Genomic DNA, 13,527 nt, shown 5'->3' with positions numbered 1-13,527 from the left:
AAGAATAATACTAAATGTCATCCATCTTATAGATTTTGGCAAACTACACTTTAAAAACATTGTCAATAACTTTAACTATACTAAGAACTAAAAATATTTTTGCTTCATTATTTAATTTTAAAAATAAAAATGTATATTTAATAGCTTGTTAATCAATACTTAAATGAGCCATATTGAAAATATAAAATCCAATCAAGATAAACTCTATAAACAATATAGGGCACTAATAGAGCAAGCCTACAATTTTAGGCAAACTGATTCAGCCATTAGTGACATTTCGGAATACAAGGCTATAAAACTTCTTAATAAACTTAACAAGCTAAAATATCTAGCCAGGGAACAAACCAAATTAGCTCGATAATTATCAATAATTTAACGTTTTAATTACATCCAAAAAACATAAATATCCGTACTTTACATAAAAACACGTTATGAGCACGCATTTTTGTAGAGTTGGTAAAATTAAGCCCAACTTTAGTAAAGTAATAAGCTTAGAAGAATTGGAAAATTGCATTTCCAATTTTGTTGATGATTTAAGTAAATTAGATTACGATGGTAAGCACGAAATTTCTCCTATCTAGATGATAGAATGGACTGCATGTCTATTTGAATGTCTTTCGCTTTTTCCGCTGCTGCATTGGCAAAATCTTCTTTATTAGAGGCATAAATAATGCCTCGGGAAGAATTGATAAGAAGCCCAACATTTGCATTCATACCATACTTACAAACATCTTGCAGATTACCTCCTTGGGCTCCAACCCCAGGCACCAACAAAAAGCTGTTTGGGATAATTTCCCTAATATCTTCTAAAAACTCTGCTTTGGTAGCACCAATCACATACATTAAACTTTCAGCATTATACCATGTTTTAGACGTTTCCAGAACTTGCTTATAAAGTTCTTTATCACCAACGGTTTTCGTCTGAAAATCGAATGCACCTTGATTGGAGGTTAATGCCAAAAGAATAGTGTGCTTATCTTTAAAAGCTAAAAAAGGTTCCACCGAATCTTTTCCCATATAGGGTGCAACTGTGACACTATCGAAGGCCAAATCTTCAAAAAAGGCCTTGGCATACATACTACTGGTATTTCCTATATCACCACGCTTGGCATCGGCTATTGTAAAAATTTCAGGATACTTTTCATTCAGATAATTGATGGTTTTTTCTAAAGCCTTCCAGCCTTTTAATCCGTAAGCTTCATAAAATGCCGTATTGGGCTTATACGCCACACATAAATGGTGCGTAGCATCTATAATGGCTTTATTAAAGGCAAAAATGGGATCTTCTTCCTGTAAAAGGTGCTGTGGGATTTTATTTAAATCGACATCCAATCCTATACAAAGAAAGGATTGCTTTTTTTTGATTTCTGAAATAAGTTGGGCTGTGGTCATATTTTATTTTGCCAATAAAATAGCTATTTTAAATTGTCTCATCACCAGCTTTTAATTTCTCGGTATTTTCAGCCAGTTGCAATTCGTCAATAATCTTTTGAATATCACCATTTACAATATTTTGTAGATCGTAAAGCGTCAAACCTATTCTATGATCGGTTACACGCCCTTGGGGATAGTTGTAAGTCCTAATTTTAGCACTTCTATCTCCAGAACTTACCATACTACCTCGTTTAGCGGCATCTTCTTCCTGCTTTTTGGCCAACTCCATATCGTACAACCGCGAACGCAATACCCTAAACGCTTTTTCTTTATTCTTATGCTGCGACTTTTGGTCCTGACACTGCGCCACCAACCCTGTTGGGATATGTGTTAAGCGAACTGCAGAATAGGTGGTGTTTACCGATTGCCCCCCTGGTCCAGAGGAACAGAAATAATCAATCCGCACATCTTTTGGATCTATTTCCACATCAAACTCCTCCGCCTCTGGAAACACCATAACCGTAGCTGCACTGGTATGTACACGCCCCTGGGTTTCAGTCTGTGGTACACGCTGTACGCGATGCACACCAGCTTCAAATTTCAATGTTCCATAAACATCATCACCCGAAACTTCAAATTGTATTTCCTTAAATCCGCCATTAGTCCCTTCACTAAAGTCAACCGTGCTTACATTCCAACCCTTACCTTCACAGTACTTGGTATACATTCTAAACAAATCGCCTGCAAAAATACTGGCCTCGTCGCCACCTGTCCCTGCACGTAATTCTACTAGGGCATTTTTGGCATCTTCAGGGTCTTTAGGAATCAAAAGCAATTTAATCTCTTCTTCCAACTTTGGGATACCTGCTTTAGCCTCATCATACTGCATTTTAGCCATTTCCACCATTTCTGGGTCACTTCCATCTGAAATAATCTCTTCGGCTTCACTTAAATTATCGGTAAGCGCAATATATTGCTCACGCTTTTCCATAAGAATACGTAAGTCTTTATACTCTCTATTTAATTCAATATATCGCTTTTGATCGGAGATAATATCTGGTTGGATAATTAAATCACTAACTTCATCGAAACGTTGTTTTACTATTTGTAATTTCTCTAACATCTGCCTTTTTAATTGGTGACCAAAAATACGATAATTTATGAATTCTTAATATCTACAATCCCTTGATATCAATAAATGTTAAAATATTTATTTACACATGGGGCTATTTATAAGATGATACAGAAATTATTGTAATATTTATACTTTAAAAGGGTTTACATTTTGCTCCATTACTCTGAACATAGCTCTACTTCCCTTTAAAAAGTTAAAATTCTTTTGGTTAAAACAGAACAAATAACTTTGTGGATTGATACAGACCTGCCGGCTTTTTACTTCAGCTGTGCTCAGCATAAGTAAAACCTAGCAGGTCCAATACATTAGTTCTCCATAATTATCCACATTTTGAACACCCACAGTCTTTGCAGGTTAAACAACCTTCTTGATAGATTAGGTTTTCCGATTTGCAACTATCACATCGCTGACCTTTGGCCCTAGTACCATCTTCAACATAGCGTTTTAAGGCACGAACAACACCGTTTTTCCAAGTATTAATCGATGCATTATCCAATTGCAAACTGTTAATTAAATCCACAATCTTATCTATTGGCATGCCATGGCGTAAGGTACTGGATATCAATTTGGCATAATTCCAAAACTCAGGATTGAATTTATGTGACAGACCTTCAATAGTAGTTTTATAGCCTCTCGTGTTTTTATATTGAAAATCATAACGCGAGGTACCATCCTCGTTTCTATTTTTAATGATAAGCCCTGTATTCACCCAACGTGGAATTAAAATACCATCCTCATCATCTGCCAACCCGGTAAAGATTTCATAAGGCTTTTCATCAATCAGACCAATAAATGCAATCCATTTTTCCTTATTGTTTTGGAAACGCACCACATCGGCCTCCAAAATTTGCGGACGCTTTACAGGAAAAGCTGTTAGAATATTACTGTTTTCTTCATCTTTTTTCTCATCATTAGAAATCAACACACCCGAACGTGAACCATCCCGGTATACCGTAACCCCTTTACAACCAACTTCCCAAGCTTTTAAGTAAAGCTCACCAACCAATTCTTCAGTCACATCATTGGGTAGGTTTATGGTCACACTTATGGAATGGTCTACCCATTTTTGAATCGCCCCTTGCATACTTACTTTACTCAACCAATCCACATCGTTTGACGTAGCTTTATAATAAGGCGATTTTTCTATTAGTTTATTAATTTCGGCTTGTGAATAATTTTTGGCAGTATCTATACCATTAACTTCCATCCATTGTTTAAACCGGTGATGAAATACCACATATTCTTCCCAAGAATCCCCTACTTCGTCTACAAAGTCCACCCGCACATCCTTGTCATTAGGATTCACTTTTCTTCTTCGCTTATAAACTGGCATAAAAACAGGTTCAATGCCCGAAGTGGTTTGCGTCATTAAACTTGTGGTTCCTGTTGGTGCAATAGTCAACAGGGCTATATTACGGCGACCATACTCCAACATTTCGTAATATAACTTATCATCAGCTTCCCTTAGTCTTTGAATAAACGGATTGTTCTTTTCGCGCTCCGCATCAAAAATGCCAAAAGCACCCCGTTCCTTCGCCAAATGCACAGATCCACGATAAGCGGCAATAGCCAAAGTTTTATGGACTTTCAACGAAAATGAATTACCAGCCTCACTTCCATAACGAATACCTAAAGCAGCCAGCATATCACCTTCAGCAGTAATTCCTATTCCCGTACGCCTTCCTTCCTGTGCTTTGGTTCTAATGTTAAGCCATAGATTACGTTCAGTAGCTTTCACCTCATCAGATTCTGGGTCCTGATCGATTTTTTTCAAAATATTGTCAATCTTCTCAAGCTCCAAATCAATAATATCATCCATAATCCGCTGGGCATAAGCCACATGCTTTTTAAACAAATCGAAATTAAAAGCAGCTTTTTCCGTAAACGGATGTTCTATATAAGAAAACAAATTGATCGCTAACAACCTACAGGAATCATAAGGACATAAAGGTATTTCGCCACAAGGATTGGTAGATACTGTTTTATACCCTAAATCGGCATAACAATCGGGCACCGACTCGTTAATAATAGTATCCCAAAATAAAATACCCGGTTCTGCTGATTTCCATGCATTATGCACTATCTTTTTCCAAATATTTTTAGCACTAATCGTTTTAGATACCTTAGGATTATCACTAAATACAGGATACTTTTGCACATAATTTTCCCCATTCTTAACTGCCTTCATAAACCCATTGTCTATCCTAACAGAAACATTGGCTCCCGTAACCCTTCCTTGTTCTAATTTAGCATTGATAAAATCCTCTGAATCTGGATGGTTAATGGATACCGATAACATAAGTGCTCCTCGCCTACCATCTTGCGCTACCTCCCTGGTTGAATTGGAATACCGCTCCATGAATGGCACAACACCTGTAGATGTTAATGCCGAGTTTTTAACAGCCGATCCTTTTGGTCGAATATGAGATAAATCGTGCCCCACACCACCTCGACGTTTCATGAGTTGTACCTGCTCTTGATCTATTTTCATTACAGCTCCATAGGAATCCGATTCTCCCGAATTCCCTATAACAAAGCAATTTGAAAGCGATGCTATTTGATACGGATTCCCAATTCCTGCCATAGGACTACCTTGGGGAACAATATACTTGAAATCCTTAATAAGGTTATAAATTTCCTTTTCTGACAGTGGATTGGTATATTTTAATTCTATACGCGCAATTTCTTTAGCTATGCGGCGATGCATATCGTTGGGCGTAAGCTCATAAATATTACCTTCCGAATCCTTTAAAGCATATTTGTTGAGCCATACCCGTGCTGCTAAATCATCATTTTTAAAGTATTCTAGTGAGGCCTTAAATACCTCTTCTTGCGTGTAGGTTTTTGAAGATGTTTGGGCGAGTTCTGCTTTCATAAATTTGTCTGGGTTTTAGGTTTGCTAGCGTTATTCTATAAAGATATGAATAAACAAAATTTTTCAAACCCAAAACATGACAAATGTCATAAAGTTTACAGGAACACAAAGTCAATTAATTGTTTATCAGTTATTTAAAAATTTATTAACAATAAAAAGTTAACAAATTTTTAAAAGAAAATGTCAATTAAATTTTAGAAGTCCACAGCAAAGCCGACACCAAGAAACTGCTTCCATTGAAGTTTAGCTCCAGCCTCATCAAATTCCCCTTCAACCTCAGTAGATTCACGTGTTTTAGTATCATCATCATACCTAATATGGGAACCCAATGTAGCCCTTACAAAACTATTCACTTTAAAGTCGAAATCGATGCGCCAATCAACGTCTACGTTTCCAAAATTATTAATATAATCGGTATAAAGATTAACCTGATGCTTTAAGCCTATATTTTCTACAACCTGCATTTGATAGCTATTGGTGATTAAAATACCTGCTTCTCTCCTAAATCGCTCTCCTTTTCTTATCAATTCCCCAAATTCATCATAAATAGCTGGCTCTACACCAAAAGCACCTGCATTAGCTAAATCTTCATCCAATACAAAAGTGGCCTTTAGTGTCAAAGGTGAAAAATAAAATGACAAAGCATCTATATTTTTTCCATATTCCATACCACCACCAAAAAACATATATCCAGGCGCCATAAACCTAGAAATTGGAACATCAGTATTAGGATATTTATATCCATTTGAAAACTGTGTCCTAAAATTTAGCCTTAAGGAGTAAAACCAATTTGAAATGATATCGGGTTTATAACCCAAATTAGAATTGATCTCAAATAAATCATCTGTCTTTCTTATTTGTTGTCCTTGTTGGCTATTTAAACCATAACGAGAGGTTAGGTTGTTATTCCAAAAATAATATTTATCCCTATAGTTAGCTTCAGTATAAAAACCCACCAAAGCAGAAACCGAGTTACTACCTCCAGCATTCCAATTCACAAAGGCGACCTCACTTAAATCGATAGAGAATTTGCTTTTTTGTAACCATTCTGGACGTTCCTCTTTTGGCGTAATCGTTTTAATAAACAAAGAATCTGGTTGGGCACTTAAATATTGAAATACCAAACAAACAACTACAAAAAGAATGTTTTTCATAAAAGACTGGTTAGAGATTTTTTAAAACGTTTAGAATTTTATCAAAAACTATTCCATTATAAACCAGCATGATAAATTTCTAGTAATTAAACTCACCAAACTCACTTTTTATTGTAAGTTTTTTAGTTTTTGAAGCCTCGACCCGACCAATAATTTTAGCATCTACATTAAAGGACTTTGATATGGCTATAATTTCATCGGCTATGGTTGGGCTAACATACAGTTCCATTCTGTGCCCGCAATTAAATACTTGGTACATTTCTTTCCAATCGGTCTTGCTTTGCTCCTGAATTAACCTAAACAATGGTGGAACTGGAAACAAATTATCCTTTATTATATGGTGCTCATCAACAAAATGAAGAATTTTAGTCTGTGCACCCCCTGAACAATGCACCATACCATGTATGGTTTCACTATTATAATTTGATAAAATCGATTTTATGATTGGTGCGTAGGTTCTTGTAGGCGACAAAACCAACCTTCCTGCATCAATTGGAGAATCCTCAACGGCATCTGTTAATTTAATACCACCAGAATAAACTAATCCTTCAGGAACCGAAGCATCAAAACTTTCTGGATATTTTTCTGCCAAATACTTATGGAACACATCATGTCTTGCCGAGGTCAAACCATTACTGCCCATACCCCCGTTATACATTTTCTCGTAAGATGCCTGTCCAAAACTTTCTAAACCTATAATAACATCGCCTACTTGTATATTGGCATTATCTATAACATCACTACGTTTCATTCTTGCAGTTACTGTGGAATCAACTATAATCGTGCGCACCAAATCGCCTACGTCGGCCGTTTCCCCTCCTGTTGAGTGGATGGTTACACCAAATTCTTTTAATTCAGTAATAAGTTCCTCAGTACCATTTATAATTGCTGAAATAACTTCGCCTGGAATTAAATTTTTATTGCGCCCAATGGTTGATGACAACATGATATTATCTGTAGCCCCTACACACAACAAATCATCAATATTCATTATTAATGCATCTTGCGCAATACCTTTCCAAACCGAAATATCCCCTGTCTCCTTCCAATACAAATAAGCCAAGGAAGACTTGGTTCCTGCCCCATCAGCATGCATGATTAAACAATAATCGTCATCATTGGTTAAATAGTCTGGAACAATTTTACAAAATGCTTTTGGAAACAGGCCTTTATCAATATTTTTAATAGCATTATGTACATCTTCTTTTGATGCCGAAACCCCTCTTTGGGCATAACGTTTGGAAACTTCTTGACTCATTGTTTTGGTTTGAGGTGCAAAAGTACATGAATTTTTTTATTTGGAATTTCAAAAAACCAAATGAAAAACATACAGACTCACCAAGCGGCTAATAAACAATGTCGAATTATGAATATTAAAGTAAAACTAGATTTTGTAATTTATTTGGCACAAAATCTAGTTTCCATAATAGAAATTCTTTTTTTGAATTAAAAAATCCCGCCTTTAAAGCGAGATTTTTATTGCAACTATTATCTTGTAAACAACAATTCCCTGTATTTGGTTAATGGCCAGAGCTCGTCGTCGACCAACAATTCCAATTTATCGCAATGGTAGCGTATCTGATCAAATAAAGATCTAACATTAAAACAATAACTATGTGCCTTATCCTCTATATCTTGCATAGCATTTGCCTTTTTACGCTCCTCTATCATTTTGGTGACATTGGCATTTATTCCTTCTATATGTCCTGAAATTTCTTCAATTAAGTTTAATTGTTCCTTGGAAACTTCATTGAATTTTTTATCAAAAATCTCTTTAAGACCCTTAACATTCTCAATCAATACATTTTGATATTTAACAGCGGTAGGCACTACATGGTTTCTGGCAATATCACCAAGCACCCTACTTTCAATTTGAATATGCATTATATAAGCTTCGACCTCAATTTCATAACGCGCCTTAGTTTCTATAGCACTCATAACGTTCATTTCCTCAAACAAGGCTATGGTTTCTTTTGTTATTTTAGACTTTAAGGCTTCAGGTGTTGTTTTATTATTGCTCAACCCTCTCTTCTCAGCTTCTTTTTCCCAAGACTGGTCATAACCATTACCTTCAAACAGTATACGTTTAGAAGATTTAATATACTCACGTAGCACATTAAAAACAGCTTCATCCTTTTTCAGACCTTTATTATCGATAAGCTTATCCACTTCTACTTTAAAATCCTTTAGCTGCTTTGCTACAATGGTGTTTAAAACCGTCATAGGGTTGCCACAATTGGCTGTAGATCCTACAGCCCTAAACTCAAATTTATTACCAGTAAACGCAAAAGGAGAAGTCCTGTTTCTGTCTGTATTATCTAATAGTACATCAGGTATTTTACCAACGACATTCAATTTAAGTTCTGTTTTTTCTTCTGGAGATAATTTTCCTTTGGTTACACCTTCCAATTCCTCCAAGACCTTAGTTAATTGCTCTCCAATAAATACCGACATGATAGCAGGAGGCGCTTCATTAGCCCCTAACCTATGGTCATTACTTGCTGAAGCTATAGCAGCTCTTAATAGAGCTTCGTGCTCATTAACTGCCTTTATAGTATTTACAAAAAAGGTTAAAAATTGGAGGTTACTCATTGGTGTTTTTCCAGGTGCTAACAAATTGACTCCTGTATCCGTAGATAGTGACCAGTTGTTATGTTTTCCAGAACCATTTATACCCGCAAATGGTTTTTCATGCATAAGTACTTTAAAATTATGCTTAGAAGCCACCCTTCCCATGATGTCCATTAAAAGCGAGTTATGATCTACCGCTAAATTAGCCTCTTCGAAAATGGGTGCCAACTCAAACTGATTTGGAGCAACTTCATTATGCCTGGTTTTAACAGGTATCCCCAAAAGCATACATTCTGTTTCCAGTTCCCGCATAAAACTTAATGCCCTAGTTGGAATAGATCCAAAATAATGATCATCTAACTGCTGTCCTTTTGCAGAGGAATGTCCTAAAAGTGTTCTGCCAGTCAATGTAATATCCGGTCTACTTAAAGCCAATGCTTTATCCACCAAAAAATATTCCTGCTCCCAACCCAGTGACGATGATACTTTCCGAACGTTTTTATCAAAATACTTGCAAACATCGGTAGCCGCAGCGTCAACCGCCTGTAATGCCCTTAGCAAAGGTGTTTTATAATCTAATGCTTCGCCTGTATAAGCCACAAATATGGTAGGGATACAAAGCGTAGTTCCATAAATAAATGCTGGTGATGTAGGATCCCAAGCAGTATATCCTCGAGCTTCAAATGTATTCCGTATACCTCCACTTGGAAAACTTGACGCATCCGGCTCTTGTTGCACGAGTTGTGAGCCACCAAACTTTTCAATGGATGCACCAGAGCTTGTGGTTTCAAAAAAGGCATCATGCTTTTCGGCTGTAGCTCCAGTTAAGGGCTGAAACCAATGCGTATAGTGTGTCACTCCTTTAGACAGGGCCCAGTCTTTCATAGATGAAGCTACTTGATCGGCTATGGTCCTATCAATTTTTTTTCCATGCCAAATAGCGTTCATTACCCCATCAAATGCATCTTTGGTAAGGTGCTGTCGCATGGCCTGTTCGTTAAATACGTTTTTTCCAAATAAATTGGAACGTCTATCGTTTTCCCACACCTCTTTTGGACTGTGCGTCAAGGATTCTTTTACGGCATGAAATCTTAAGGTTGACATATTTTAAATGTTTGATTTGTTAAGAATTACAAAAATAAATATAGTGCTTCAATTTCAGATCGAATCGCAAAAAATATTGTTAACAATTTTTCAGTATAACGAGGTAAAAATTATTATTTTTCAAAATACTCCCCAAAAAAATAGGGTGTAGACAAAAATAATACTCCTGTTAATTAAATTACCCCCTATAAAACACCATACATCTTATAAAATACTATATTTGCTCAATTATTATTTAGTACTGTATTTATAAACTATTCATTATGGCAAAATCAAAATTAGAGTATATATGGCTTGACGGTCATGAACCAACTCAAAACATGAGAAGTAAAACCAAGATTGAGAACGATTTTAGTGGAAGGCTAGAAGATTGTCCGATCTGGTCTTTTGATGGAAGTTCAACAGAACAAGCTGAAGGTGGTTCTTCAGATTGTTTATTAAAACCTGTTGCTATTTATCCAGATCCAACAAGAAAAAATGGATACTTAGTTATGTCTGAAGTTTTAAATTCTGATGGCACACCCCATGCTTCCAATGCAAGGGCAAAAATTGATGATGATGATGATGATTTTTGGTTTGGTTTTGAGCAAGAATATTTCTTAATGGATACTAAAACAGATTTACCTTTAGGGTTTCCGCGTGGTGGATTTCCTGGTCCTCAAGGAAAATACTACTGCTCTGTTGGTGGTCGTTACACGTGGGGTAGGGATTTAGTTGAAGAACATGCCGATTTGTGTATTGAAGCTGGAATAAACTTTGAAGGTATTAACCAAGAGGTAGCTCCTGGTCAATGGGAATTTCAAATATTTGCAAAAGGAGCTAAAAAAGCTGGTGATCAAATATGGGTTGCCCGCTATTTATTAGACAGATTAACTGAAAAATACAACTATTATATTGAATACCATCCAAAACCTGTTAAAGGTGATTGGAATGGTTCGGGTATGCATGCCAACTTCTCCAATACTACATTAAGAACCTGTGGTTCTAAAGAAGTATATGAAAAAATATGCGAAGCTTTTAGACCTGTAGCAGATGATCATATAGCTGTTTATGGAGCCTATAATGATGAGCGTTTAACTGGTTTACATGAAACAGCTCATGTTTCTGATTTTTCATATGGTATATCAGATCGTGGTGCTTCAATTAGGATACCAATTATTACTGTTGAAAGAGGTTGGAAAGGTTGGTTAGAAGATAGAAGACCAGCATCTAACGGCGACCCTTATAAAATAGCAGGTAGAATTATAGAAACCATTAAATCTGCCGAAGTATAATAATACTTTAAGTTTGTTCATAAAAAAAGCGTTTGTATTAATTGTACAAACGCTTTTCTTTTACACTTATTTCTTTAAATCTTACCCGAAGCAAAGACTAATAAAATAAAAACACTATAAGCCAAAACTAACAGAAACCCTTTAACCCTGGTAATTTCAAACCGTTTCTTTATAAATACCATAGGCAGCAATACAACTGCAAAAGCTAGCATCCAAACTATATCATTTGATAAAATTTTAGGCTCTGTGACCGGTATGGGCTTTACTAATGCGGTTAAGCCCAATACAGAACCTATATTAAATATGTTTGAACCAATTAAGTTCCCTAAAGAAATTGCTTTTTCCTTTTTTGCCGCTGCAATAACTGAAGCAGCCAATTCTGGAACACTGGTTCCCACAGCTATTAAGGATACCCCTATAACAGCTTCACTTACACCTATAGACAATGCTATTTCCCTTGCTCCATATACCAGCCATTCGCTTCCATAATACAAAGCCGTTGCTCCAATAAGTAGCCAAATGAGAATCTTAAAGTTAGAAACGATCGCTAAAGTAGCATCAATGTCTTCTAAATCCTTATCGTTTTTCACTCCTTTTATCAAGTACACTAAAAATAAAATAAGCCCTATAAACAAAACGCCTCCTTCTAAAGCTGTAAGCATGTCATCATTGCCCAAGAAATAATAAACTCCTAACGAAAAAACCATCATAGCTGGCCAATTAACTTTATAAAATGATTTATCAACCACAATAGTCCCTACCATAGCCGTAATACCTAGCACCAAACCAATATTTGCGATATTAGACCCTATTACATTGTTAATGGCTATAGCTGGCGATCCTTTTAATGCAGCTTGCAAACTAACCAATAGCTCTGGTGCTGAAGTAGCAAATGACACCACTGTCATACCAATAACCATCTTGGAAATATTAAATTTAAAAGACAGTGCTACCGAAGAACGCACCAAATACTCCCCTCCAATTACTAACATCACAAAACCCAAAACAACCCAAAGTAAACTCATTCATTTATTTTTTTGCGAAGATAATTGAAAGTTATAAGCTAGAAGATAGAAGCCTAAAGTTTTTGTTATTATGCAATGAATAGTCTTAGCCAAAAAAAAACATGCTGATAACTATTACGATATTTCACAATTTTTAACATTCAATTATAAAATTTGGTTAAAGTTTATAACACTATTTAATTACACTTTAAATTTGATATAAATAAAATAAATCATTGAGCATCATGAAAATCCCATCTGTTTTTAAAATTGGACTTAGGTTTTTATTTATCCTTTTAATATGTCAAACACCTTTAAATACCCATGCCAATATCATTAGTCATGAATCCTTCCAAACCAATGACGTTATTATTACTATCGACAACAAAACCAGTGACAATGATCTAGAGGATATTGAAGCCATGCTGAAAGAGCATGATATTAAAGTTACTTTTTCAAAAATAAACAGAAACATAAATGCCGAACTAATAGGAATTAAAATCACCCTGAAAGATAGTAACGGCTCACAAACCATCAGCGAATTTTCAGGCAACCAACCCATTTCTAAATTAACATTTGGTATTAAAGACGGGGTACTTTTTATTAACCAAGGTGACAAACCTAATAATACCATGTCTGCTTTTAACTTTCCAAATATTGTTATGGGGTTTCCCAGTGACTCCATTTTTGGTCAAAATTTAAGATCCTTCAACTTTCAGGATTTTTTTGGAAACAGTAACGATAGTCTATTTTTAAAAGAATATACAGATACACAAAAATTAATTGAACAAATGCGACAAAGATTAGGTCAAGATCTTTCCAAGCAATCTGCTAAATACAAATTTATTGATAAACCAAATATAGACAAACTCATTATAATCGATGGCAAGGAAAGTGATTTTGAAACCCTCAACAACTTGGCTGAGTTAGATAAGCTTGCCGATGTAGAAACTCTAGGCCCAAAAATAGCCATGAGCATTTATGGAGATAAAGCCAAAGACGGTGCCATAATAGCTGTAACAAAAAAATAATCTGA

The 13,527-nt window shown here is 35.7% G+C and carries 11 protein-coding genes; 4 read left to right on the top strand and 7 right to left on the bottom strand.

Annotated elements, in window-relative coordinates; genetic code table 11:
- Window positions 1–163: 163 nt before the first annotated feature.
- Both K7G79_RS10450 and K7G79_RS10445 read left to right on the top strand, forming a co-directional pair.
- Window positions 164–361, top strand: a complete 198-nt coding sequence (locus tag K7G79_RS10450; RefSeq protein WP_223551525.1) for a Lacal_2735 family protein — start codon at window positions 164–166, stop codon at window positions 359–361.
- 70 nt (window positions 362–431) lie between these two features.
- On the top strand, window positions 432–581 hold the full coding sequence (locus tag K7G79_RS10445) for a hypothetical protein (protein WP_223551524.1): 150 nt from the start codon (window positions 432–434) through the stop codon (window positions 579–581).
- On the opposite strand, the gene pyrF is transcribed toward K7G79_RS10445, so the two are convergent.
- The 6 genes from pyrF to K7G79_RS10415 form a co-directional block, all read right to left on the bottom strand.
- The gene (gene pyrF, locus K7G79_RS10440) at window positions 574–1,392 is read right to left on the bottom strand and encodes an orotidine-5'-phosphate decarboxylase (protein WP_223551523.1); all 819 of its coding nucleotides are present in this window, start codon (window positions 1,390–1,392) and stop codon (window positions 574–576) included. The genes K7G79_RS10445 and pyrF overlap by 8 nt on opposite strands.
- A 28-nt stretch (window positions 1,393–1,420) precedes the next feature.
- Window positions 1,421–2,497, bottom strand: a complete 1,077-nt coding sequence (prfA, locus tag K7G79_RS10435) for a peptide chain release factor 1 (protein WP_223551522.1) — start codon at window positions 2,495–2,497, stop codon at window positions 1,421–1,423.
- Between the two features lie 331 nt (window positions 2,498–2,828).
- Window positions 2,829–5,384, bottom strand: coding sequence for an adenosylcobalamin-dependent ribonucleoside-diphosphate reductase (locus tag K7G79_RS10430; RefSeq protein ID WP_223551521.1), 2,556 nt, complete (start codon window positions 5,382–5,384; stop codon window positions 2,829–2,831).
- Window positions 5,385–5,578: 194 nt separating this feature from the next.
- Window positions 5,579–6,538: a DUF3078 domain-containing protein gene (locus K7G79_RS10425; protein ID WP_223551520.1), complete on the bottom strand. Its 960-nt coding sequence runs from the start codon at window positions 6,536–6,538 to the stop codon at window positions 5,579–5,581.
- 79 nt (window positions 6,539–6,617) lie between these two features.
- Window positions 6,618–7,796 carry an AIR synthase related protein gene (locus tag K7G79_RS10420; protein ID WP_223551519.1) on the bottom strand — a complete coding sequence of 393 codons (1,179 nt, stop codon included), beginning with the start codon at window positions 7,794–7,796 and terminating at the stop codon, window positions 6,618–6,620.
- Between the two features lie 230 nt (window positions 7,797–8,026).
- On the bottom strand, window positions 8,027–10,213 hold the full coding sequence (locus K7G79_RS10415; protein ID WP_223551518.1) for a glutamine synthetase III: 2,187 nt from the start codon (window positions 10,211–10,213) through the stop codon (window positions 8,027–8,029).
- Between the two features lie 263 nt (window positions 10,214–10,476).
- On the opposite strand from K7G79_RS10415, the gene K7G79_RS10410 reads away from it, so the two are divergent.
- Complete coding sequence (locus K7G79_RS10410; protein WP_223551517.1) at window positions 10,477–11,487, top strand: glutamine synthetase beta-grasp domain-containing protein; 1,011 nt, start codon at window positions 10,477–10,479, stop codon at window positions 11,485–11,487.
- Between the two features lie 74 nt (window positions 11,488–11,561).
- Here the strand turns inward: K7G79_RS10410 and K7G79_RS10405 are convergent, their stop codons facing one another.
- Window positions 11,562–12,512, bottom strand: a complete 951-nt coding sequence (locus K7G79_RS10405) for a calcium/sodium antiporter (RefSeq protein ID WP_223551516.1) — start codon at window positions 12,510–12,512, stop codon at window positions 11,562–11,564.
- Between the two features lie 224 nt (window positions 12,513–12,736).
- Between K7G79_RS10405 and K7G79_RS10400 the strand changes: the two genes are divergently transcribed.
- Window positions 12,737–13,522 (top strand): hypothetical protein, encoded by a 786-nt coding sequence (locus K7G79_RS10400; RefSeq protein WP_223551515.1) that lies wholly within the window; start codon window positions 12,737–12,739, stop codon window positions 13,520–13,522.
- Window positions 13,523–13,527 lie beyond the last annotated feature (5 nt).

The organism is Aestuariivivens sp. NBU2969, from assembly GCF_019931125.1.
GTDB lineage: Bacteria > Bacteroidota > Bacteroidia > Flavobacteriales > Flavobacteriaceae > Aestuariivivens > Aestuariivivens marinum.
This window is presented reverse-complemented; position numbering and strand designations above follow the sequence as displayed.